Source organism: Streptomyces sp. NPDC020958 (genome assembly GCF_055562175.1).
The window spans coordinates 242,916-264,473 of record NZ_JBVHFU010000003.1 but is presented as its reverse complement, the minus strand read 5'-3'; the positions used below and the strand labels follow the sequence as shown (position 1 = coordinate 264,473).

General features: G+C 73.3%; 18 protein-coding genes. 14 read left to right on the top strand and 4 right to left on the bottom strand.

The features are described from left to right. The first annotated feature begins 83 nt into the window (after window positions 1-83). The 6 genes from ACZ3KP_RS11485 (at window position 84) to ACZ3KP_RS11460 (ending at window position 8,975) form a co-directional block, all read left to right on the top strand. Window positions 84-1,406: a S1 family peptidase gene (locus tag ACZ3KP_RS11485; protein WP_467498461.1), complete on the top strand. Its 1,323-nt coding sequence runs from the start codon at window positions 84-86 to the stop codon at window positions 1,404-1,406. 104 nt (window positions 1,407-1,510) lie between these two features. Beyond that, window positions 1,511-3,859, top strand: coding sequence for a serine/threonine protein kinase (locus ACZ3KP_RS11480; RefSeq protein ID WP_467498459.1), 2,349 nt, complete (start codon window positions 1,511-1,513; stop codon window positions 3,857-3,859). A 63-nt stretch (window positions 3,860-3,922) separates the two neighbouring features. After that, entirely contained in the window at window positions 3,923-5,314 is a 1,392-nt protein-coding gene (locus tag ACZ3KP_RS11475) for a vWA domain-containing protein (protein ID WP_467498457.1), read from the top strand. Then, complete coding sequence (locus tag ACZ3KP_RS11470) at window positions 5,311-6,390, top strand: hypothetical protein (protein ID WP_467498455.1); 1,080 nt, start codon at window positions 5,311-5,313, stop codon at window positions 6,388-6,390. The genes ACZ3KP_RS11475 and ACZ3KP_RS11470 overlap by 4 nt, the downstream gene beginning before the upstream one ends. Next, window positions 6,387-7,652, top strand: coding sequence for an ABC transporter substrate-binding protein (locus tag ACZ3KP_RS11465; protein ID WP_467498453.1), 1,266 nt, complete (start codon window positions 6,387-6,389; stop codon window positions 7,650-7,652). Before ACZ3KP_RS11470 ends, ACZ3KP_RS11465 begins: the two co-directional genes overlap by 4 nt. A 318-nt stretch (window positions 7,653-7,970) precedes the next feature. After that, entirely contained in the window at window positions 7,971-8,975 is a 1,005-nt protein-coding gene (locus ACZ3KP_RS11460; RefSeq protein WP_467498451.1) for a substrate-binding domain-containing protein, read from the top strand. Window positions 8,976-8,989: 14 nt separating this feature from the next. Here ACZ3KP_RS11460 and ACZ3KP_RS11455 read toward each other — a convergent pair whose 3' ends face one another. Continuing rightward, the gene (locus tag ACZ3KP_RS11455) at window positions 8,990-10,003 is read right to left on the bottom strand and encodes a LacI family DNA-binding transcriptional regulator (protein WP_467499231.1); all 1,014 of its coding nucleotides are present in this window, start codon (window positions 10,001-10,003) and stop codon (window positions 8,990-8,992) included. A gap of 218 nt (window positions 10,004-10,221) precedes the next feature. Here ACZ3KP_RS11455 and ACZ3KP_RS11450 point away from each other — a divergent pair, with 218 nt between their 5' ends. The 4 genes from ACZ3KP_RS11450 to ACZ3KP_RS11435 are packed head-to-tail and all read left to right on the top strand — an operon-like array spanning window position 10,222 to window position 14,508. Further along, window positions 10,222-11,172 (top strand): TIM barrel protein, encoded by a 951-nt coding sequence (locus ACZ3KP_RS11450; RefSeq protein ID WP_467498449.1) that lies wholly within the window; start codon window positions 10,222-10,224, stop codon window positions 11,170-11,172. 11 nt (window positions 11,173-11,183) lie between these two features. Beyond that, window positions 11,184-12,608 carry a sugar porter family MFS transporter gene (locus tag ACZ3KP_RS11445; RefSeq protein ID WP_467498447.1) on the top strand — a complete coding sequence of 475 codons (1,425 nt, stop codon included), beginning with the start codon at window positions 11,184-11,186 and terminating at the stop codon, window positions 12,606-12,608. 20 nt (window positions 12,609-12,628) lie between these two features. Further along, on the top strand, window positions 12,629-13,645 hold the full coding sequence (locus tag ACZ3KP_RS11440; RefSeq protein WP_467498445.1) for a Gfo/Idh/MocA family protein: 1,017 nt from the start codon (window positions 12,629-12,631) through the stop codon (window positions 13,643-13,645). Then, window positions 13,642-14,508: a sugar phosphate isomerase/epimerase family protein gene (locus ACZ3KP_RS11435; RefSeq protein ID WP_467498443.1), complete on the top strand. Its 867-nt coding sequence runs from the start codon at window positions 13,642-13,644 to the stop codon at window positions 14,506-14,508. The genes ACZ3KP_RS11440 and ACZ3KP_RS11435 overlap by 4 nt, the downstream gene beginning before the upstream one ends. On the opposite strand, the gene ACZ3KP_RS11430 is transcribed toward ACZ3KP_RS11435, so the two are convergent. Beyond that, window positions 14,505-16,688: an AfsR/SARP family transcriptional regulator gene (locus ACZ3KP_RS11430; protein WP_467499229.1), complete on the bottom strand. Its 2,184-nt coding sequence runs from the start codon at window positions 16,686-16,688 to the stop codon at window positions 14,505-14,507. The two genes, ACZ3KP_RS11435 and ACZ3KP_RS11430, sit on opposite strands and share 4 nt — an antisense overlap. 63 nt (window positions 16,689-16,751) lie before the next feature. On the opposite strand from ACZ3KP_RS11430, the gene ACZ3KP_RS11425 reads away from it, so the two are divergent. Next, window positions 16,752-17,624: an alpha/beta fold hydrolase gene (locus ACZ3KP_RS11425; RefSeq protein ID WP_467498441.1), complete on the top strand. Its 873-nt coding sequence runs from the start codon at window positions 16,752-16,754 to the stop codon at window positions 17,622-17,624. Window positions 17,625-17,723: 99 nt separating this feature from the next. Here the strand turns inward: ACZ3KP_RS11425 and ACZ3KP_RS11420 are convergent, their stop codons facing one another. Continuing rightward, window positions 17,724-18,164, bottom strand: coding sequence for a DUF6299 family protein (locus ACZ3KP_RS11420; protein ID WP_467498439.1), 441 nt, complete (start codon window positions 18,162-18,164; stop codon window positions 17,724-17,726). Window positions 18,165-18,427: 263 nt separating this feature from the next. Here ACZ3KP_RS11420 and ACZ3KP_RS11415 point away from each other — a divergent pair, with 263 nt between their 5' ends. The 3 genes from ACZ3KP_RS11415 (at window position 18,428) to ACZ3KP_RS11405 (ending at window position 20,144) form a co-directional block, all read left to right on the top strand. Beyond that, on the top strand, window positions 18,428-18,622 hold the full coding sequence (locus ACZ3KP_RS11415; protein ID WP_387141306.1) for a DUF5999 family protein: 195 nt from the start codon (window positions 18,428-18,430) through the stop codon (window positions 18,620-18,622). A 95-nt stretch (window positions 18,623-18,717) separates the two neighbouring features. Beyond that, entirely contained in the window at window positions 18,718-19,530 is an 813-nt protein-coding gene (locus ACZ3KP_RS11410; protein WP_467498437.1) for a PaaX family transcriptional regulator, read from the top strand. Between the two features lie 158 nt (window positions 19,531-19,688). Continuing rightward, the gene (locus ACZ3KP_RS11405) at window positions 19,689-20,144 is read left to right on the top strand and encodes an ATP-binding protein (protein WP_358977788.1); all 456 of its coding nucleotides are present in this window, start codon (window positions 19,689-19,691) and stop codon (window positions 20,142-20,144) included. On the opposite strand, the gene ACZ3KP_RS11400 is transcribed toward ACZ3KP_RS11405, so the two are convergent. Next, entirely contained in the window at window positions 20,104-21,540 is a 1,437-nt protein-coding gene (locus tag ACZ3KP_RS11400; protein ID WP_467498435.1) for an amino acid permease, read from the bottom strand. The genes ACZ3KP_RS11405 and ACZ3KP_RS11400 overlap by 41 nt on opposite strands. Between the last annotated feature and the right edge of the window lie 18 nt (window positions 21,541-21,558).

Sequence of the window (21,558 nt, the reverse complement as noted above, 5' to 3'; positions counted from 1 at the left end):
CTCCCGTCGGCTTCCGTTGAGACCTGTCCGAGCCCCTCACAAGTCTAGGGACGCGGCATGCCCCGCGCGTAGTGTGGGACAGCATGGGGGAGCTGCGTGCGGACTGGAGACTCAGGCTGCGACGCGAGGACGCGCACGGACCCGTCTGCGGGGCCGGTGTACTCGTCGACCAGCACACGGCGCTGACCTGTGCACATGTGGTACGCCACCCGGACGCGGTGATGTGGCTGGAGTTCGCCGAGAACGCCGCGCTGGAGCCGGTCGCCGCGCGGGTCATGCCGGGCGGCTGGCTGCGGGACGGCGAACGCGGCGCGGACGTGGCCGTGTTACGACTGGAAAGCCCGCGCCCGTGGGCCCGTCCCGCCCCGCTGGAACGCCGGCTCAGGGCGGGCCTGGAGGTGTACGCGACCGGCTACGCCGAGGGCTTCGACGACGGCATGAGCCTGTGGGGCCGGATCGGCGGGGCCAGCGGCGAGCGGGTACAGCTCGACTCCGTCACCAAGGCGCACGTGGTGCGCGCCGGTTTCAGCGGCGCGGCCGTGTGCACCCGGCCGCGGGACGGCGGCCCCGCCCGCGTGGTCGGGCTCGTCGTCAGCTGGCGCGGCGACCTGGGCGCACCGCTGCCCGAGGACAACCGGCTCGCCTTCTCGTATCTGGTGCCCATCGACCGTATCGCTGAACTCTCGCCTTTGATCGCTGAGTTGAGCGGGCCGGACGCCTGGGACCGCGGGTTCGAGGAGCGGCTGGGGCGATGGTTCGAGGACCCCGACGAGGACCCGGTGAAGATCAGCGTGGTGGCCCCGGGCAGCGGCAAGGAGCGCTCGCTGCGCCATCTGCTGCACCGTGCCGACGTGGTCCATCGCGCCGGCGACAGCAGACCGCGCCTCGCCGACCGGGCGCTGGGGGTGGTCTCCTTCCCGGTCGGCGGCTATCTCGCGCACTGGGAGTGGTTGCTGGGCACCAGGCGCCGGCCGACGCCTGCGGCCGAGGTCCCGGCCGCGCGGCCGGTCACGGTGGTCGTCCTGGGTCTCGACGAGGAGCCGCAGCCCGGCCCGCTGATCGAAATCCTCGCGCGATTACTGGAGTTGGGGTTCCGTCTGTTGCTGGTCTTCCACCATGAGGGCGGCGCCGGCTGGACCGCGGCCCGCGACGAACTGCTGCGTCCCGCGCTCCTCGGGCACACGGACGCCCTGCTCGACCGGCTGGAGCTGGCCGAGTTCGGCAAGGCGGCCCGCCGGGGCGTCGTGGCCAGCGCCTCCCTCGGTTCGGTCACCGAAACCGCCGACCTGCGCCGTGCCGAACGCCGCCGCCTCGACGCGGTACGGGACCCCCAGCACCACCTCACCCGCCTCCGCACCCTGATCGACACCCTCCGCACCGACCTGGCCCGCCAGGAGAACCGCTGATGCGGCGCGACGGACGGGAACCGGCGCCGACCCACCCGCCACACGACCCCACGCCGACGTCCGCCGCACACGGCACACGGCACCCACGGGAAGGCAGGGAGGCGATGAGTCGGTGTCCGCATCGTCGGTTCGACGGGACTCCCTGTGCGGGGGCCGTGCTGCCGACCGGCTGGTGTGCCGTGTGCGGTCGCGCGGAGCGGCACCCCGGGCTGCCCGCGCTGCCGGCCGACCCGCGGGAGCTCGGCCCGAGCGACCTCCTCGCGCTCCCCGAGCGCACCGCCCGCCCCGCCGAAGCCCGCCTGATCCGTCCCGAGGCGCCGCTGCGCATCCGGATGGGCTGTTCGGCCGTCGGCTGCGGCATCACCTTCGCCCCGCCGTACACCGCGGGCCCGGTCCCCCTCAAGGGGCACTGCCCGGCCTGCGGCACCCGCTACTCGTACGAACCGGAACTCGCCGCCGGCGACCTGCTGCGCGACCAGTACCGGATCATGGGGCCGATCGCGCACGGCGGCCAGGGCTGGGTCTACCTCGCCGAGGACACCCACCTGGGCGAGGTCGTCGCCGTCAAGGGGCTGCTCAACCGGTACGAGGACGACGGCGCCCGGCTCGCCGACGTCGAGCGCCGCAACCTCGTCGCCATCCGCCACCCCCGTATCGTCCAGATCCGCGACTTCGTCGCCCGGCGCGCCGACAGCGGCGAGACCACCGGCGGTCACATCGTCATGGACGACGTCGGCGACGGCACCCTCGCCAAGGTCGTCGAGGAGACCAGGCGCGGCGAGTCGGTCCTGGACATCGAGCATGTCGCGGCCTACGGCTGCCAGATCCTGGAGGCGCTCGCCCATCTGCACGCCGGCGGCGAACGGCCCTTCGTCTACGGCGACATGAAGCCCTCGAACGTCGTGCACCACGGGGCCGGCGTCAAGGTCATCGACCTCGGCGGCATGCGCGAGGAGGGGCAGAGCCGGCCGCCCGCCCATGTCACCCCCGAGTACATGGCGCCGGAGATCGCCTTCTCGGGCCTGCCCACCGTCGCCCACGACCTGTACACGGTCGGCGTCACCCTGCGGGAGCTGGCCGACTGGGCGGTCACGGTGGTGCCCGGCCTCGGCACCGACTCCTTCCGCCGGGTCGTCGAGCGCGCCCTCCGCGAGGACCCGGGGCGGCGCTTCGCCGACGCCCGCGAGATGGCGAACCAACTGCGCGGCGCGCTGCGGGAGATCCGTGCCCTGCGCGGCAAGAGCGACCCGCCCGAGCCGTCGGACTACTTCCGGCCCTCCCCGCAGCTGCTGGGGGCCCGGCTCGGCACGGTGCCCGGCATCGAGCACTGGCTGTACCGCCCGCGACCCGACCGGTACGCGCCGCCCGTGGCCCCGGCCCTCGACCTCGGCGCCCCGACCCCCGCCGAGATCGCCGGCTGCCTGCCGGTGCCCCGCCGCTACCCGGGCGACCCGCAGACCGCCCGCTTCGAGGTGAGCAGCGGCTACGACCCCGGTCAGCTCCTCGCCCAGGAGGACGAGAAGCCGCGCTCGGTGGAGATCTGCCTGCACAACGTACGGGTCCTGCTGGGCCGCAACACCAGGGAGGACCTGGAGCTGGCGCAGACGGAACTCGACACCGCGGACTCCATCCCCGGGCCGTCCGCCGTGCGCCGCTGGCGGCTGGAGTGGCACCGCGCCCTGCTCGCCCTGCGCAGCGCCGGCCTGGACGACAGCCCGCAGCAGGTCGCCGAGGCCAGGGCCCACTTCATGCGGGTCCACCTCGAACTGCCCGGCGAGTACGCGCCGAAGCTGGCCCTCGCGTACTGCGGGGAGCGGCTCGGCGACGACACGGCCGGACCCACCGCCCGGGAACTGTACGAGGCGGTGTTCGCCCGGAACCCCGCGCACGGCGGCGCCGCGCTCGGCCTCGCCAGGCTCGCCCTGCGCGCGGGCGACCGCCGGGCGGCCCTCGACGTGCTCGGCAGGGTGGGGCCGGGCACCCTGGACCACACCGTCGCCCGGATCGCCGCGCTGCGGATCCGTGCGGCCCGGCTGCCCGGGGACGTGGATCCTCCTCCGGACCTCGTCCGGGGGGACCCCCGTCTCGCTTCGCTCGCGGCGCCCGCGGAGGTGGACGCGGCACTGGCCGAGCTGCCGCAGCTGGTGGGCCGCAGACCGGGCGCGGCCGAGCCGAGTCTGTCCGAGGACGAGGCGCTGCGGCTCAGCATCGAACTGCACGAATGGAAACTGGACGCGCTGCACAGCCTCGACGACCGGCCGGGGCCGCGGGGCGGCGGAGCCGGCCGGCTGGACGCCCGCGGGCTGCGGCGGCTGAGCGCGGCGGAACGCGCGCTGCGCGCCCGGTTGGAGTCGCTCTACCGCCAGCTGGCCGCCCGGCACCACGAGTCGCCCGCCACCCACGAACACCTGGTGGACCTCCTGCACGCGGTCCGCCCCCAGACCCTGTTCTGATCGCACCCTGTTCTGATCGCGCCCTGCTGCGATCGCACCCCGGAAGGAGCGGTGACACAGGACATGAGCAGCCACACCCGGCCGCCGCAGCCGGGCATCCGGCTCCACGTCGACCTGGACCGCGATGTGCTTCCGCACCGCAGCGCGAAGATCGAGGCCCGGCTCCGGGTCGACGTGGCCGCCGACGGGGCGCCCACCGACCTGCCCGCGGTGGAACTCGCCGTGATCATCGCGGTGGACGTCGCCGAGGCCCACCGGGCGGCCGTCCGGCACGCGCTGCCCGCCGCGTTGCGCGCGCTGCCCGACCGGATCTCGTTCGCCGTGCTGGGCAGCGGGCCCGAGCCGGTGCGCTGCTATCCGCTGGGGGCCGACGAGTGGGCCGTCGCCGACCAGTACCAGCGGCGCCGGGCCGCCTTCGCGGCGGGCTCGCTGCCCCTGCACCGGGACCGGCCGCGTCCCGCCGGGTACGCGCACTGGGTGGCCGGGGCGCGCGCCCTGCTGGCCGGCCGCCCGCTGTCCGTACGGCACCTGGTGCTGATCACCGACGGCAGCAGCGCCGCCTTCCAGGAGCCCCGTCGGGAGGCGGAACTGGACGCCTGCGCCGGGCTGTTCACCTGCGACGTGTTCGCGGTGGGCGCCGACTGGGCCCCCGACCCGCTGCTGGTCCTGGCCGAACGGCTGCACGGTACCGCCCAGTTCGTGGACGACGGGCTGGGCCGGGCGATCACGGACGCCATCGCGCGGCTGCGCCGGGTGCACTCGCCGCAGCTGCCGATCGAGGTGACCCTGCGGCCCTCGGTGCGCCAGGTCTCGCTCAGCGAGAAGGCGCCCCGGCCGCACCGGCTCGGCGGGCTGCCCGAACCCGGCCGGCCGCACCGCTGGAGCTTCCCGACCTACCAGTGGGAGCAGGGCAGCCGTGACTACCTGCTGACCCTGGTCGCCGACGCCGACGCCGATCCGCTGGAGACCGAGCTGCAGTTCGCCATGGTGTCCGTGGGGGACGTGCACGAGCCCGTCGTCGCCCGCTGGCACCTCGCCGACCGGTCCCTGCCGCCCGCCCTGGCCGGTGCCGGAAGTGTGCAGAGCCTCAACGCCACCGCCCAGATGCGCGGTGCGCTGCGCGAGGGCCTGGCCGCGCTGCGGGACCACCGGCGGGACACCGCCGAGCACTGCCTGGGGCGGGCCGCCCGGCTCGCGGCGCGGTTCGGCACGGGATGGGTGCTGGACGAGATCCGGACGGTCGCCGACATCGAGGACGCCGCCGAGGGACGGATCCGGCTGCGCGCCGTCGACGCCGGGACGCTCGCCCCGATGATCCTGCGCGCGGGCTCGGGTCCCGGCGCGGCCCCGGCCGGCACCGTGGGCATCCGGCCCGGCCCCCGCTGCGGCAACTGCGACACCCCGGCCGGGAGCGAGGCCCGGTACTGCATCACCTGCGGGAAGGAGCTGCTGTGACCGCCGCACCGGGCGGCCGGCGAGTGACGGTGGCGGGGACCGTACGCGCGGTCCCCCGGCGCCGCCGCTCCCCCGCCGCGTCCTGGCGTCGCCGCTCCCCCGCCGCGTTCTGGCGCGGGCGGTTGCGCCGCCGGCGGACCCGGTGGCTGCTGGAGGCGCATCTGCTGGTGCTGTTCCTGTGCGCCGTCCTGGCGGCGACGTCGCTGTCCCTGTCCTGCCGGCAGGCCCAGCGCAGCGCCGAGGCGCTCGCCTCCCGGGAGGCACCGGCCGTGCAGGGGCTCGCCGCGACCCGGCTCGCGGCGCTGCGTTCCTACCAGGAGGCCCAGTACCTGGTGAACCGCGATCTCGTGGACGTGGCGGGGTCGAGCGAGGCCTACCGGGCCCAGCTCTCGGCCGCCGACCAGGGCCTGTCCCGGATCGCCGACCGCACCGACCAGGACCTCGGCACGGTCAACGGCCTGCTCGCCACCTACGGCAACTCGCTCGGCCTCGGCACCTCGCAGTACCGCGACCAGCCCCTCATGCGGGAGCAGAAGCTCCGCGAGGCGTACTCACTGCTCACCCGCCCGGAGGTGGGCGTGGTGCCCCGGCTGCACCGCCTTGAGGGGAACCAGCTGCGGCACGCCGAGGCCACCGCCGCCCAGGGCCGCTGGCGGCGCGCCGGCTGGTGGCTCGCCGAACTCGCTCTTGCGGCACTGGCGTTGACGCTGCTGTCGGCGCTGTTCGTGCTGCGCGACCGCTGCGGCCGGGACTGGAATCCCTACCTGCTCGCGGCCTTCCTCCTGACCGTGCTGCTCGCGGTGGTCCCGCTGACGGCGGTGTCCGCCGCCGGTCGCGATCTCGACCGGGCGGTCGGGAACCTCCACCTGATCACCGAGGTGTCCGGGCGCGGCGGGCTGGCGGAGGCGCAGCAGAGCGTCACGGACCGGTCGGAGCTGGTCCGGGGGGAACTCGGCGGCGGCACCTGGGCCGCCCGGGTGTACGAGGGCACGCTCGTCGGCGGCCTGCTGGTCGTCGTCCTGCCCGCGCTGGGCCTGGTGCTCCGGCTGGACGGCGACTACTGGAGGCGGCGATGACCCGGCGGCTGGGGATCCTGGTCTTCTTCGTGGCGATGGTGCTGATCGCGGCCGGCGGTCTGGTGGTGGCCTGGGCGCGGCACGACGACGAGGAGCCGGTGTCCATCCTCGGTACCTGGACCGGGGAACAGGCGACGCAGTTCAAGACCCTGCTGCGGGGCTTCGGCATCCCGTTCCGCTACCAGGGGACCGCGGCCCAGCGTGAGGTGCTGCTCTCCAAGGTGCAGTCGGGGGAACCGCCGGACCTGGTGATCATGCCGGGGCTCGGCGAACTCGCCGAGTACGCCGACCAGCACCGCCTCTACCCGCTGAACGGGCTCTACGACCCGCAGGAGTACGGGGCCCCCTGGAAGCCGACGGGCACGGCCTCCGCACACGTCTACTGGGTGCCGGTCAAGGCGGACCTGAAGAGCGTCGTCTGGTACCGCCAGGACGATCCGCCCGCCGACTCGCCCGCCCCGATGGGGAGTTGGTGCGTCGGCATGGGGGACGACGGCGCCTCCGGCTGGCCCGGCACCGACTGGATCGAGGACCTCCTGCTGCAGCGGTCGGGTCCGGCCGTCTACGAGGACTGGGTACTGGGCCGGGACGGTGTGACCTGGACCAGCACGCCGGTGCGCGCCACCTGGGAGGCGTGGGCCGGCCTGCTCCGGAAGGACCGGGCCGCGGCCCGGCACGCCCTGCTCACCGACCACCGCGGCGCCCCCGGCGGCCGGGGGCTGCTCTTCGACGCATGGCACGGCTGCTCCCTGGAGCACCAGGGCTCCTTCGCCCGTTCCTTCTACGACGCGGCCGACGCGAAACGCGCCCGGCTGACGGACTCCGCCCCGCTGCTGCCCGGCGGCCCCGCCGTCCGGGCCCACGAGGTGAGCGGTGACTTCGCGGCGCTGTTCAGCGACCGCCCCGAGGCGCAGGCACTGCTCAGACGGCTGGCCTCGCGGGAGGGCCAGCAGAAGTGGGCGGAGGTGGCGGACGTCTTCTCCGCGAACCGCCGGGTGGCACCGCGGGGCGGCACGGTGGAACGCGGGATCGCCGAACGGCTCCGTACGGGCCCCCGCTGCCTGGACGCCTCGGACGTGATGGCACCCGCCGTACGGGACGCCTTCTACGAGGCCGTCCTGGGGACCATCGCACGGGTCGCCGAGGGCCGGGCCCCGGGCATCGCGACCCTGCTGCGGGATCTGCAGCGGTTGCAGGACGCGCAGTCCGCGCAGGCGGGCGACGGCAGAGCGGCGCCGCAGACGGTGTGCAGCACGCGGTGAGCGACCGGTCGGCGCCCCGCCGCCGCCCGCTCGGACGCCCCGGACCCCTTTGTTGGAACGTCAGGACAAAGTGATTGACATCCCCTGGGAGCGACCCCATAGTACGTGTCACTAGAGCGCGCTAATAAAGCGCTCTAGGTCCTACACAAGTCGTCGACGGCCGCACCCCTGGCCGTCGGCACGGAGCTCCGTCCCCGTTCGTGCGAGGCACCCGGTCGGCCGCCGGTGCCGGACCGCCGAAGTCACGCTCTCCCCCTTTCTCACGGCTCTTCCCACTCTCCCGAGCCGACCCATACCGCACAGCGAGGTGCCAGGGACATGCACAGAAACCACCGAGCCGCAGCCATGGCCGCCACCGTCCTGGCGGGCGCCCTGCTCGCCACGGGCTGCTCCAGCAGCTCCGGCGGCAAGAAGTCCGAGGACGGCGGCGCGGCCGCGGCCGCGGGAAAGGCGTCCACGCCCCGCATGACGGTGGCCATGATCACCCACGCCCAGCCCGGCGACACCTTCTGGGACCTGATCCGCAAGGGCGCCGCCGCGGCCGCCGCCAAGGACAACCTCAAGCTGGTCTACTCCGCCGACCCGAGCGCCGCCAACCAGGCCAACCTGGTGCAGAACGCGATCGACCAGAAGGTCGACGGCATCGCCCTGACCGCCGCCACGCCGGACGCCCTGAAGGCCGTCGTGACCAAGGCGAAGACCGCCGGCATCCCGGCGGTCGGCTTCAACTCCGGCCTGGACGCCTGGAAGAAGCTCGGCATGCTGGAGTACTTCGGCCAGGACGAGAACATCGCCGGCCAAGCCTTCGGTGAGCGCCTCAACCAGCTCGGCGCCAAGCACGCCCTGTGTGTCGTGCAGGCCCAGGGCCAGGTCGCCCTCGAAGCCCGCTGCGCGGGCCTGACCAAGGGCTTCAAGGGCAAGACGGACAAGATCTACGTCAACGGCACCGACATGCCCTCGGTCAAGTCCACCATCACCGCCAAGCTCCAGCAGGACTCCTCGATCGACCAGGTCGTCACCCTCGGCGCCCCGATCGCCCTGACCGCCGTCCAGTCGGTGAAGGACGCCGGCAGCAAGGCCAAGGTCGCCACCTTCGACCTCAACAAGGACCTGGTCTCCGCCATCCAGAACGGCTCGGTCGAGTTCGCCGTCGACCAGCAGCCCTACCTCCAGGGCTACCTCGCCGTCGACTCCCTGTGGCTCTACAAGAACAACGGCAACTACAGCGGCGGCGGCACCGCCCCCGTCCTGACCGGACCGGCCTTCGTCACCAAGGACAACGCCGACACCATCGCCAAGTTCGCCGCCAACGGCACCCGCTGACGAACCGTCAGCACCTAGCGGACACTCGGGCCGTCCCCAGCGGGGGGCGGCCCGGTCGTGCCCCGCACCACCAGCTTCGGGTCGAGGACCGCCTCGCGCGGCGCCAGTTCGGGGTTCTCCAGCCGCTCCACGGCGAACCGCACCGCGTACTCGGCCATCAGCCCGGCGTCCTGACGCACCGTGGTGAGGCCGATCGGCATGAGGTGGGAGAGGTGGCTGTCGTCGAAGCCGACCACGGAGATGTCCCGCGGCACTTCGACCCCGCCGCGGGTCATGGCCATCAGCACACCCATCGCGCACCGGTCGTTGCCCGCGAGCACCGCGGTCGGCAGCGGCGCCCCCCGCTCGCGTTCCGTCAGCAGCAGACGCCCGGTCTCAATGCCGGACCGCTCGGTGTGCTCACCGGGTATCACCCGGATCTCCGGTTCGAGACCGTGACGGCGCATCGCGGCCCGGTACGACCGGCGCCGCTCGGCCGACCCGGGGCCGCGGCCCCCGTCGATGTGGACGATCCTGCGGTGTCCGAGCTCGACCAGGTACTCCATGGCCTGCCGGACGCCCTTGCTCTCCGCACTGTGCACGAAGTCCACCCGGGCCCGGGGCACCCGCCGGCTGATGGACACGGTCACGACGCGCTGGCCGAGCCCGTCGAGGTAGACGGGGTCCGCGTCCGGGCCGAGCAGGATCAGTGCCTCGCAGCGGTGCCCGAGCAGCGCCTCGACCGCCTTCTCCTCGCTGCGGCCCTGGGCGGCGGCGGAGAGCAGCACGTCATAGCCGAGCCGCTCGGCCTCCGGGTAGATGCCCTCGATGAGGTCGGTGTGGAAGGTCTGGTGGACGGTGAACATCACACCGAGGGTTCGGCTGCGGCCGCGGGCCAGCAGCCGCGCCGCGCTGTCGGGGCGGTAACCGATCTCGTCGGCGACCCTCAGCACCCGCTCGCGCGTCTCCTGGCTCGCGCCGGGCTGGTTGCGGAACACGATCGACACCAGCGCCCGGGAGACACCGGCTCTCTCGGCGACGTCGGCCATCGTCGGCCGCTGCCTGCCCGCTGCATCCACCTGCGCACCCACCCTTCGACGGAGCCCACCCTAGGGCCTGTCGTCATGGCTCCAGGAAATCCCCCGGCAACAAGGTATTGACATGACATTTGGACAGGGGTCATCTTACTCGCACTAGAGCGCGCTAGTAGAGCGCAGCAGTCCGCTGACGATACGACGTTTTCGTCCCCTCCCCCGAAGGACACGCCATGGCAACGGCGCCAGCTCCCCTCCGCACGACCGTCGGCAACCTCTGCCTCGGCTCGGCCCCCGACTCCTGGGGCATCTGGTTCCCGGAGGACGAGCACCAGGTCTCGTACACCCGCTTCCTCGACGAGCTGAAGCAGGCCGGTTACGAGTGGTTCGAGCTCGGGCCCTACGGCTACCTGCCCACCGACCCGCTGCGGCTGAAGGAGGAACTCGACACCCGTGGCCTCAAGGTCTCCGGCGGCACCGCGTTCGGCGCGCTGCACCGGCCCGAGGCGTGGGACAAGATGCTCGCCCACGTCCGTCAGGTCGCCACCCTGACCCAGGCTGCCGGCGCCCACCACCTGGTCCTCATCCCGCCCATGTACCGGGACGAGAAGACCGGCGCGTTCACCGAGTCGCCGGAGCTGACCGCCGAGCAGTGGGCGGGCTTCGGCAAGGCCGCCGACCGGCTGGGCAGGCTGCTCCTCGATGAGTACGACGTGCGTCTCGTCGTCCACCCGCACGCCGACAGCCACATCCAGACCCAGCCGGAGATCGAGCGGCTGCTGAACGAGTCCGACGGGCGGTACACGAACCTGTGCCTGGACACCGGGCACGTCGCCTACGGCGGCGGTGACAACGTCGACCTGATCAGCCGCTTCGGCGAGCGCGTCGGTTACGTCCACATCAAGCAGATGGACCCGGAGATCCTGGCCCAGGTCGCCGCCGAGGACCTCGGCTTCGGTGAGGCCGTCAAGCGGGGCGTGTGCGTCTCGCCGCCGGCCGGTGTGCCGAACCCGGCCGACGTGGTGGCGGAGCTGGCGAAGCTCGACGCCGAGCTGTTCGTGATCGTCGAGCAGGACCTGTACCCGTGCGCCCCCGAGGTGCCGCTGCCCATCGCCACCCGCACGCGTGAGTACCTGAACGGCCACGGCCTGTCGGGTACCCGTCGCCCGAACCCGAACCGGTAGGAGGCGGCCACATGGACGTCAGGGACGACGCGATCCGGGCCACCGCCACGGACAACGAGCCGCCCTCGCCCGCGGTCTCCCGGCGGCTGCGGATCGTCACGATCATCGCCACCTTCGGCGGACTGCTCTTCGGCTACGACACCGGTGTCATCAACGGCGCGCTGCCGTACATGAGCAAGGACCTCGGGCTGAACTCGGTCACCGAGGGCATGGTCACCAGCTCGCTGCTGCTGGGTGCCGCGCTCGGCGCGGTGGCCGGCGGCCGCCTTTCGGACGCGCGGGGCCGCCGCCGTACGATCCTCACCCTCGCGGTGCTGTTCTTCATCGGCGCGCTCGGGGCCACCCTCGCCCCGACCACCGCCGTCATGATCGTGGCCCGGTTCGTGCTGGGCCTCGCGGTCGGCGGCGCCTCGGTGACGGTGCCGGTCTACCTCGCGGAGATCTCCCCCGCCGAGCGGCGCGGCGCGCTGGTCACCCGTAACGAGCTGATGATCGTCAGCGGCCAGCTTCTGGCCTTCACCTCGAACGCGGTCATCGCGAACGTGGGCGGCGAGTCCGGCGGCGTCTGGCGTTGGATGCTGGTGATCGCGACCGTTCCGGCCGTGGTGCTCTGGTTCGGCATGCTGGTCATGCCGGAGAGCCCGCGCTGGCTGGCCTCCCAGACCCGCTTCAGCGAGGCGCTGGAAGTCCTGAAGCAGGTCCGCTCCCAGCAGCGTGCCGAGGCCGAGCTGGCCGAGGTGTCCGCACTCGCCGTGCAGGAGGAGCAGGAGAAGCTCGGCGGCTGGCAGGACATGAAGGCCACGCCGTGGATCCGCAAGCTGATGTTCATCGGCTTCGGCATCGCGATCGTGCAGCAGATCACCGGCGTCAACACGATCATGTACTACGGCACGCAGATCCTCTCTGACGCCGGATTCGCCTCGGACACCGCGCTGACCGCGAACATCGCCAACGGCGTGATCTCGGTGCTGGCCACCTTCGTCGGCATCTGGCTGCTCGGCCGGGTCGACCGGCGGCCGATGCTGATGACCGGGCAGCTCGGCACCACGGTGGCGCTGCTGTTCATCGGCGTCTTCTCCCTGGTGCTGCCCACCGGGGACGGCCGGGCCTACGCCGTGCTCGCCATGACGGTCACCTTCCTCGCCTTCCAGCAGGGCGCGATCTCCCCGGTGACCTGGCTGATGCTCTCCGAGATCTTCCCGATGCGGATGCGCGGCTTCGGGATGGGTGTCGCGGCGGTGGTGCTGTGGCTGACCAACTTCGTGATCGGACTGGTCTTCCCGTCGCTGGTGTCCGCGATCGGGATCTCCAACACCTTCTTCCTGTTCGTCGTGGCGGGGATCTTCTCACTCACCTTCGTGAAGCTCTACGTCCCCGAGACCAGGGGCCGCACCCTCGAAACCCTCGAAGCCGAGCTCCGGGCCCGCTTCTCCTGATCCCCTCGAAGGACTGACCCATGACTGTACGTATCGGCGTCATCGGCGCCGGCTGGATCGGCAACGAGCACATCCAGCGCCTCACCCACACCGTCACCGGCGCCCGGGTCACCGCGGTCACCGACATCGACCCGGCGCGTGCCGCCGAGGCCGCGGAGCCGGTCGGCGCCCGGGTGCTGCCCGACGGCGCGTCCGTGGTCGCCGCGGACGGCGTCGACGCCGTCCTCGTCACCTCCTGGGGCCCCACCCACGCCGAGCACGTGCTGAACGCCGTCGCCGCCGGGAAGCCGGTGTTCTGCGAGAAGCCCCTCGCGACCACCGCCGAGGACTGCCTGAGGATCGTCGAGGCCGAGCAGGCGCACGGCCGCCGGCTGGTCCAGGTCGGCTTCATGCGCCGCTACGACACCGGCTACCGGCAGATGAAACAGGTCATCGAGTCGGGGAGGATCGGCGAGCCGCTGATCGTGCACTGCGCCCACCGCAACCCGGCCGTCCCGGAGACCTACACCTCCGCGATGGCCGCGCTGGACACGGCGGTGCACGAGGTGGACGTACTGCGCTGGCTCCTCGACGACGAGATCGTCTCCACCCAGGTGATCACCCCGCGCGCCACCGGCAAGCGGTTCGAGCACCTCAAGGACCCGCAGATCATGCTCTTCGAGACCGCCAAGGGCGTCCGCATCGACCTGGAGGTCTTCGTCAACTGCCAGTACGGCTACGACATCCAGTGCGAGACCGTCGGCGAGGAGGGCCTGGCCCGGCTGCCCGACCCGGCCGCGGTCGCCGTCCGCACCGCCGCACAGCACAGCACGGCCGTCCTCACGGACTGGGTGGGGCGCTTCAAGGACGCCTTCGACACCGAGTTCCGGGAGTGGATCGCCAACCTGGAGGCGGGCCACGCGCCCACCGGCCCCTCGGCCTGGGACGGCTACGCCGCCACCGTCATCACCGCCGCGACCGTCGAGGCCCTGGAATCGGGCACCGTCGTCGCCACCGACATCAAGCCCCGCCCGGCCCTCTACGGAGGCATCGCGTGAAGATCGCACTCGACCCCTACATGTTCCGCGCCCTGCCGATCGACGACATGGTGCGCACGGTGGCCGAACTCGGCTACGGGTACATCGAGTTGTCGCCCCGCGACGACTTCATGCCGTTCTTCCTGCACCCGCGCGCGGACGACCGGCGGATCGCGGAGCTGAAGAACGCGCTGCGCAGGTACGGGGTGCAGCTGTCGTCCGTGCTGCCGCTCTACAAGTGGTCGTCCCCGGACGAGACCGAACGGCAGGCGGCCGTCCGCTACTGGAAGCGGATGATCGAGATTACTTCCGACCTCGAATGCCCTTTGATGAACAGCGAGTTCAACGGCAGGCCGGAGCGGGCCGCCGAGAGCGAGGCCGCGTTCTGGCGCTCGCTGGAGGAGTTGCTGCCGGTGTTCGAGCGCGAGGGCATCGCGCTGAACCTGGAGGCCCACCCGGACGACTTCTGCGAGGAGAACGCCCCGGCGGTCGACCTGGTCCGCGCGATCAACAAGCCGTGGGTGAACTACCTGTACTGCGCCCCGCACTCCTTCCACCTCTCCGGTGCCGACCCCACCGCCGACATCGCGGCGATGATGCGCTACGCCGGTGACAGGCTCCAGCACGTGCACATCGCGGACTCCTTCAACCACAAGGGCTCCAGCGGACTGCGCTACATCCTCAACCCGCCCGGCACCGCGGCCCGGATCCACCAGCACCTGGACATCGGACAGGGCGAGGTCGACTGGGACGCGTTCTTCGGCACCCTGCGCGAGCTGGACTTCGACGGGGTCGCCACCGCCTGCGTCTTCGCGTGGGAGGAACGGGCACGCGAGTCCTCGGCGTTCATGCTGGACCGCATCAAGAAGGAGCTGGCCGGCTAGCGGAGCGCCTGCTCGATCGCCGCCAGCCAGGTGTCGGTCGGCCCTGCCGTCAGCAACCCGCTTCCCGCGGCTGCGAGTTGGCCGGCGGCCGGGCGCAACCGGTCCAGGCACCGGCGCAGCGTCGGGTGGTCGCCCAGTTCCAGGGCGACGGCCGCCACGACACACCACAGCGCCTCCTGCACAAGGTCGGCGGGAGGTTCGGGCAGCTCGCGAAGGGTGTCGCGAGCTGCCCTCCCGCCGTCCGCGACGAGCACGAGGGCGGGCCGCACCCAGGGGAGGTACGGCCCCCAGTCGGCCCCCGGCTCGACGGCCTCCCGGATGCCGTACGGAGACCGGGCGAGGCGGGCACAGAGCAGCGCCAGGGGCAGCAGCCCGTCCCGCACCCCGGGCATACCGGGCCCTTCGAGCATCCGCCCGACCTCGCGGTAAGCGGCCTCGACGGCCTCGGAAGAGGTGTCCGGCGTACGGATCCCACGGCCCGGCGGAAGACCGGCCCCACTGCCCGGCCCCGCCGCCCCGGCCCCACCGATCCCCCCGCCCGCAAGGGACCCGACGCCCGTACCCGCACGGCCTCCCGGCCCCCTGGGGCCCGTGACGCTGCTTGGCTCCGCTCTCCCGTTCCGTCCCCGGAGTCCGTCGGCTCCTCCCCCGGTGTGCCCGGGATGGCCCGTAGCCGCCAGCCGCACCGCCCGGTAGCCCGCCGTGAAGACGCTGACCAGCGGGAGTTCATGGCGGTCGGCCAGGTGGTCGGCTGCCTGGGCGTGCGCGTCGGCGGTGGTGAAGTCGGCGAGGGCGGCGCGTGCCTGGACCCGGATCAGATGGCCGAGCACCTCGTAGGTGACCAGGCCGTGCCGGGTGGCCAGGGTGACGAGTTCGGTGCCGATGGCGTCGCGGCGCGGGGCGAGCCCGGCCCGGGTGCAGGACTGCATGAAGACACCGTTGAGGGCGAAGGCGAGCAGCGCCGGGTCGTCCAGGCGGCGGGCGAGGCGTTCCGCCTCGGCGGCGGCCGCCAGGGCGGGCGCCGACCGGGTGCCCCGGGACTCCAGGGCGATCGTGGCGAGCAGCCGGCAGCGGCTCGCGTCGTGGGTGCCGGTCGCGGGGAGCCGGGCCAGCGCCCGCTCGGCGGCCTCGGTCACCCGGCGGGCGCCGGCCGGGTCGTCGGACCGGGTCCAGATCGCGGGGACGTCGTAGGCGCCGATGACCCGCGCCGTCAGTTCCGGGTCGCCGGTCTCCTCCGCCGCGGCGATCGCGGCGAGCCGGTGTTCACGGGCGGCTGCGAGGCCGCCGGAGCCGGTCACCGCGAGGGTGCGCAGCAGGCCGACGGTGGATTCGAGACGGGCCCGGGCACCGGTGGCCACCGTACGGTCGTACGCCTCGGCCACCCGGGACCACACCCGGGCGGCGGCGCCCCGGTCCGCGCCCCGGTCCGCGTCCAGGGCGGGGTCCTGGGCGAGGATGCCGGCCTCCAGTCGGCGCAGCGCGGGTCCGGGGTCCAGACCGAGCCGACCGGCGAGGACGGCGCGGGCCCTGCGCAGCACCCCGAGGGCGTCGCCCTGGCGGCCGGTGCGGTAGAGGGCGAGCGCCAGCAGCCGCCAGCCCTCCTCCCGCCACGGGTGTTCCGCGAGGTGGGCGTCCAGATCGGGCACCGCGTCGGCCGGCCGGCCCGCGGCGAGCAGCACCGTGGCCCGCTGCTCGACCGCCCGCAGCCGCAGTTCGGCGAGCCTGCCCCGTTCGCCTCGGCACCATGGCTCGTCGGCGAACTCGGCGTAGGCGGGGCCCCGCCACAGCTCCAGTGCCGCGCCCAGCAGCCGGGCGGCCTCGGCGGGCTCCGCCTCCGCGGCGGTCTCCAGGGCCGCCTCGAACCGCCGGGCGTCCACCGCGTCCGTGCGCAGTGCGTAGCCGGGGCCGTCGGTGACCAGCAGCCGGGCCGGGGCGCGGGGCGGCCGGCCGGGTTCGAGGGCGCGCCGGAGGTCGCCCACGAAGGTGCGCAGGGCGCCGACCGCGGCGGGCGGCGGCTCGTCCCACAGGTCGGCGACCAGGCGGCCGACGGGTACGACCCGGCCGCGGGCGACGATCAGCCGGGCCAGTACGGCGCGGTGCCGGGGGCCCTTCAGGGCGAGCGGGACACCGTCGCGCTCGGCCGAGACCGGCCCGAGCACCGCGAAGGCGACCTGGTCCATGCTCACCCGTCCACGGTACGTGCTGCTGATCGGCTGCTGATCCGGGCGGGAGAGGCTCGGCGCATGAACATCCCCGGTTTCCAGACCCACCGTGTCGAGGTCGCCGACGGTGTCCGGCTGCACGCCTCCGTCGGCGGCACCGGCAGCCCCGTCGTCCTGCTGCACGGTTTCCCGCAGACCCACCTGATGTGGCGGCACGTGGCGCGCGCCCTCGCGGACGAGCACACCGTGATCTGTCCCGACCTGCGCGGCTACGGCGCCAGTGACAAGCCGGCCGACCCGGACGGGACGTCGTACGCCAAGCGGACCATGGCCGCCGACGTGGTGGCGCTCGCACGGGAGCTCGGGCACGGGCGGTTCGCGCTGGCCGGGCACGACCGGGGCGCCCTGGTCGCCTTCCGGGCCGGCCTCGACCACCCGGACGCGATCACCCGGCTGGCCCTCCTCGACGTGCTGCCCACGCTGGACATGTGGGAGGTGCTGCACGGCACCACGGCGGCGGTCGCCTTCCACCTCTATCTGATGGCCCAGCCGCCCGGCCTGCCCGAGGAGCTGATCGGGGCGGCCCCGGACGCTTTCTTCGGCCACTTCCTCGACCTGTGGTCCCGTGACCCGGCGGCGCTCCCCGCCGACGTCCGGGCCGCCTACCTGGCCGCCTGCCGGGCGGCCGTGCCGTCGATCGTGGCCGACTACCGGGCCTCGGCCGGCGTCGACACCGAACACGACCGCGCCGACCGTGAGGCCGGGCGCACCCTGCGCATGCCGGTCACCGTGCTCCAGCAGGACTGGGGGGCCGCCCTCGGCTACGACGCGCCCGCGCTGTGGCGGGCCTGGGCACCGGACCTGGAGCACCGCACGGTGGACTGTGGGCACTTCATGGCCGAGGAGGCCCCCGGTGAGGTGGTCTCCGCGCTGCGGGGGCTGCTGGCCCGCTGACCGGCCGCGCTCCCGGCACCCGGGCCGCCCGGTCCGGGCGCCCGAGCGGCCCGGTCCTCCCGGCAGCCGAGGGGGCCGGTACCGGCCGGGAAACGGGGGTCAGGCCTTGACGAGGGTGATGTCCTGGTCCTTGGTGGCGTGGAAGTACGGCAGGGGCAGGCCGCCCGCGGGGCGCAGTTCCAGGATGGTGGCCTGCACCTGGGCCTTGCCCGGGGTCAGTTTCTCCGAGGAGACCTTGCCGGTGTTCTGCCACTTGTGCGCGGTGCCGTCGCACTCGGCCTGGGTGCCGCCGATGCCGTGCCGGAAGGTGGGCGAGTCCTGGCTGATCGAGGAGCTGATGAACACCGGCCCGGTGGCAGCGGTGCAGGTGTAGGTGCCGGAGAGGGTGACCGTGCCGTCGCCGGCGAGCCGGCCGGTCGTCTCGACGGTGACGGATTCGGTGGGGCCGGCGGTCGCGGACGCGGGGGCGACGGCGACGCACAGCAGGGCGGCCGAGCCGAGGGCCGCTGCGAGTACGGGGCGTACGGGGCGTACGGGCATGGTTTCCTTCCCGGAATGCGGAGGTGGGGGCATGCCCTGGATACCGGGCGGCCGGGCCTCGCAGCGTGACCGTCACCCCTTCGGTGGCGCGTCCCGTGGGGGTTCCGTGTCCCGGCGGCGCGGCGACCGTCGTGACGGCGTCCGAAGGTTGTCCGCGTGTTGTCACAGGTCGCGGCGGTCGGTTCCCCGGCGTTCACGACGGGAGCATGGTCTGGGTATGCCGGTCGGCGACCGTGCCGGAGGCAGACCCGTGGAGGTGCGCCATGTGTTCCCACCAGTTCCCGAGCGCGACGGCCGACCGCGGCCCGGCGCACATCGTCGCCGCCCACCCCGAGCAGGGCTGGAACCTGCTGTGCGACGGGGCGATCGTCTTCGACGACACGGGTGAGCTGCGCGCCGACGGCAGCGTGGTCCCGCCGCGCCGCGGCCCGGCCGAACGGCTCGCCGTCGCCGCCTGACCCGACCCGGCCGCCGCCGTCCGGCGGACCCCGGAAGCCTGACTCTCATTCAGCCGGGCACCAGAGGTGACCAGCAGCGATGCCGGGGACCTAAAATGATCAACGTGCCCGAGCAACACGCCCCGAGGTCCCTCATCGTCACGCTCTACGGCGCGTACGGCCGCTTCCTGCCCGGTCCGGTGCCCGTCGCCGAGCTGATCCGGCTGCTGGCCGCCGTCGGCGTGGACGGCCCCTCCGTCCGCTCCTCGGTGTCCCGGCTGAAACGACGTGGGCTGCTGGTCCCGGCGCGGACCGCGCAGGGCACCGCCGGGTACGAACTGTCCGCGGAGGCACGACAGCTGCTCGACGACGGCGACCGCCGGGTGTACGCCGAGGCGCCCCCGGAGGACGAGGGCTGGGTGCTCGCGGTGTTCTCGGTGCCCGAGTCGGAGCGGCAGAAACGGCATGTGCTGCGCTCCCGGCTGGCCGGGCTCGGCTTCGGCACCGCCGCGCCCGGGGTGTGGATCGCCCCCGCCCGGCTGTTCGAGGAGACCCGGCACACCCTGCGCCGACTCGGCCTCGACCCGTACGTGGACTTCTTCCGGGGGGACCACCTCGGGTTCGCGCCCACCGCGGAGGCGGTCGCCCGCTGGTGGGACCTGACGGCGATCGCAAAGGCGCACGAGGAGTTCCTGGACGCCCACGAGCCGGTGCTGCGCGGCTGGGAACACCGCGCGGACACGCCTGCGGAGGACGCCTACCGCGACTACCTCCGGGCCCTCGACTCCTGGCGCCACCTGCCGTACACCGACCCGGGCCTGCCGACCGGGCTGCTGCCCGCCGACTGGCCGGGCATCCGCTCGGCCGCGGTCTTCCGGGCGCTGCACGAGCGGCTGCGGGACGCGGGAGCCGCTTTCGCCGGTCTGTAGCCGTCACAAGGTCACGGCGCGTCAATAAGGCGGTAACAGTGAGGGGGGATGTGCGAGAGGGGCGATCGGCCGGGGTAAGCCCCCTGCCGACGGCCTCCGGGACGGGGCCCGTACCATTCCTACAGTTGAAAGCAGGACAAGCTGTGATCGCCTGCGCCATGAACGGACCAGCCGTGTACGAACCGCCTTCCGCCTCCCCCGCCTCCTGGCGCGTCGCGCTGCCGCACACCGTCGCGGCCGTGCCGGTCGCGCGTGCCCTGGTGCGTTCGGCGATGGAGGAGGCGGAGCACGCGGCGGACGCCGACACCGCCGAGTTGCTGACGGCGGAACTGGTCGCCAACGCCGTGGAGCACACCGCCGGCCGGGGGCCCATAGAGCTGGTCGTCGAGCTGCTGCCGGGGGGCTGCAAGGTCGAGGTGCACGATCCGGACCCGGCGCCGCCCGGCCATCTGACCCGGCCGGTGATCGAGGAGCCCGACCTCATGCAGGAGGGCGGCCGTGGCCTGCTGCTGATCCGCGCCCTGAGCTCGTCCTGCGGACACCGCCCCACCGAGTCCGGCAAGGCGGTGTGGTTCAGGCTTCCTGTAGTACCGCGTCAGTGGCGTCCGGCGTGACGTCCGCCGCGGTGGCCAGCGTGGAGTTCCGGCGCCCGTAGCCGAGGTAGACCAGCAGGCCCACGGCCAGGAAGACGGCGAACTGGAGCCAGGTCGTCCACCCGGTCTCGTACATCAGATAGAGGCAGAAGCCGACGCCGAGCACGGGCACGACCGGGTAGAGCGGGACCCGGAAGGTGCGGGCGAGGGCCGGTTCGCGGCGGCGCAGGGCGAGCACCGCGATGTTCACCACGGCCATGATCGCGAGCGTGCCGACGGTGCACAGGTTCATCACCGCGTCCAGCGAGGCGAAGGCCGCGGGGAGCGCGAAGACGGCCGCGACGATCAGGGTGCCGGCCACCGGGGTGGCGGTCCGCGGGGAGACCTTCTCGAAGACGCGCGGGATCAGGCCGTCCCGGGACATGGACATCAGGATGCGGGTCTGCCCGTACATCACCGCGAGCACGACGGAGGCGATGGCGACGACCGCGCCGAAGGCGATCACCCCGCCGCCGACGGTGGACCCGGTGACCCGGTTGACGACGTAGGAGAGGGCGGCGGGACGGCCCGCGACCTGGCCGCCGCCGATGGCGCCGATCGCGGCGAGCGCGACCGCGCAGTACAGCAGGGTGACCACACCCATGCAGACGAGGATCGCGACCGGGATGTCCCGGCGCGGGTTCTTCGCCTCCTCGCCGGCCGTGGTGATCGCGTCGAAGCCGATGTACGAGAAGAACGCGGCGGTGGTGCCCGCGCCGATGCCGCCGAGGCCGGCCGGGGAGAACGGGACGAGGTTGCCGTCCTTGAAGGCGCTGAAGCCGATCGCGCAGAAGGCCAGCAGGATGGCGAGCTTCACGGCGGCCATCGCGGCGGTGGCCCGGGCGCTCTCCCGCACCCCGCGCACCAGCAGGACGGCGGCCATCGCGATGACGATCACCGCGGGGAGGTTCACGATGCCGCCGTCGCCGGGTCCCGCGGACAGCGCGTGCGGGAGCTGGAGCCCGGTGAGGCTGTGCAGCAGTTCGTTGACGTACTGGCTCCAGCCGACCGCGACGGCCGAGATCGAGACGCCGTACTCCAGGAGCAGACACCAGCCGACCAGGAACGCGGTGGTCTCGCCGAGGCCCGCGTAGGCGAAGGAGTACGACGATCCCGAGACCGGGATCGCGCCGCCCAGCTCGGCGAAGGAGAGGGCGGTGAACACGCAGGTCACGGCGGCCAGGACGAAGGAGACGACGACCGCTGGACCGGCCTGGGCGACCGAGTCGGAGAGGCCGACGAAGATGCCGGTGCCGACGATCGCGCCGATGCCGAAGCAGATCAGCTGGAAGAGGCCCATGGTGCGGCGCAGGCCGTGGCCCGCGCGGTCGGCGCCGGATTCGGCGAGCAGCAGGTGCGGGGACTTGATGCGGGGCATGCGGGTGGTGCTCTCTCT

What these genes read in the sequence shown, in the direction of transcription:
- ACZ3KP_RS11485 (WP_467498461.1), top strand. Translation starts at nt 84, where the DNA reads ATGGGGGAGCTGCGTGCGGACTGGAGACTCAGGCTGCGACGCGAGGAC.
- ACZ3KP_RS11480 (WP_467498459.1), top strand. Translation starts at nt 1,511, where the DNA reads ATGAGTCGGTGTCCGCATCGTCGGTTCGACGGGACTCCCTGTGCGGGG.
- ACZ3KP_RS11475 (WP_467498457.1), top strand. Translation starts at nt 3,923, where the DNA reads ATGAGCAGCCACACCCGGCCGCCGCAGCCGGGCATCCGGCTCCACGTC.
- ACZ3KP_RS11465 (WP_467498453.1), top strand. Translation starts at nt 6,387, where the DNA reads ATGACCCGGCGGCTGGGGATCCTGGTCTTCTTCGTGGCGATGGTGCTG.
- ACZ3KP_RS11460 (WP_467498451.1), top strand. Translation starts at nt 7,971, where the DNA reads ATGCACAGAAACCACCGAGCCGCAGCCATGGCCGCCACCGTCCTGGCG.
- ACZ3KP_RS11455 (WP_467499231.1), bottom strand. Translation starts at nt 10,003, where the DNA reads ATGGCCGACGTCGCCGAGAGAGCCGGTGTCTCCCGGGCGCTGGTGTCG.
- ACZ3KP_RS11450 (WP_467498449.1), top strand. Translation starts at nt 10,222, where the DNA reads ATGGCAACGGCGCCAGCTCCCCTCCGCACGACCGTCGGCAACCTCTGC.
- ACZ3KP_RS11445 (WP_467498447.1), top strand. Translation starts at nt 11,184, where the DNA reads ATGGACGTCAGGGACGACGCGATCCGGGCCACCGCCACGGACAACGAG.
- ACZ3KP_RS11440 (WP_467498445.1), top strand. Translation starts at nt 12,629, where the DNA reads ATGACTGTACGTATCGGCGTCATCGGCGCCGGCTGGATCGGCAACGAG.
- ACZ3KP_RS11430 (WP_467499229.1), bottom strand. Translation starts at nt 16,688, where the DNA reads ATGGACCAGGTCGCCTTCGCGGTGCTCGGGCCGGTCTCGGCCGAGCGC.
- ACZ3KP_RS11425 (WP_467498441.1), top strand. Translation starts at nt 16,752, where the DNA reads ATGAACATCCCCGGTTTCCAGACCCACCGTGTCGAGGTCGCCGACGGT.
- ACZ3KP_RS11420 (WP_467498439.1), bottom strand. Translation starts at nt 18,164, where the DNA reads ATGCCCGTACGCCCCGTACGCCCCGTACTCGCAGCGGCCCTCGGCTCG.
- ACZ3KP_RS11415 (WP_387141306.1), top strand. Translation starts at nt 18,428, where the DNA reads ATGTGTTCCCACCAGTTCCCGAGCGCGACGGCCGACCGCGGCCCGGCG.
- ACZ3KP_RS11410 (WP_467498437.1), top strand. Translation starts at nt 18,718, where the DNA reads ATGATCAACGTGCCCGAGCAACACGCCCCGAGGTCCCTCATCGTCACG.
- ACZ3KP_RS11405 (WP_358977788.1), top strand. Translation starts at nt 19,689, where the DNA reads ATGAACGGACCAGCCGTGTACGAACCGCCTTCCGCCTCCCCCGCCTCC.
- ACZ3KP_RS11400 (WP_467498435.1), bottom strand. Translation starts at nt 21,540, where the DNA reads ATGCCCCGCATCAAGTCCCCGCACCTGCTGCTCGCCGAATCCGGCGCC.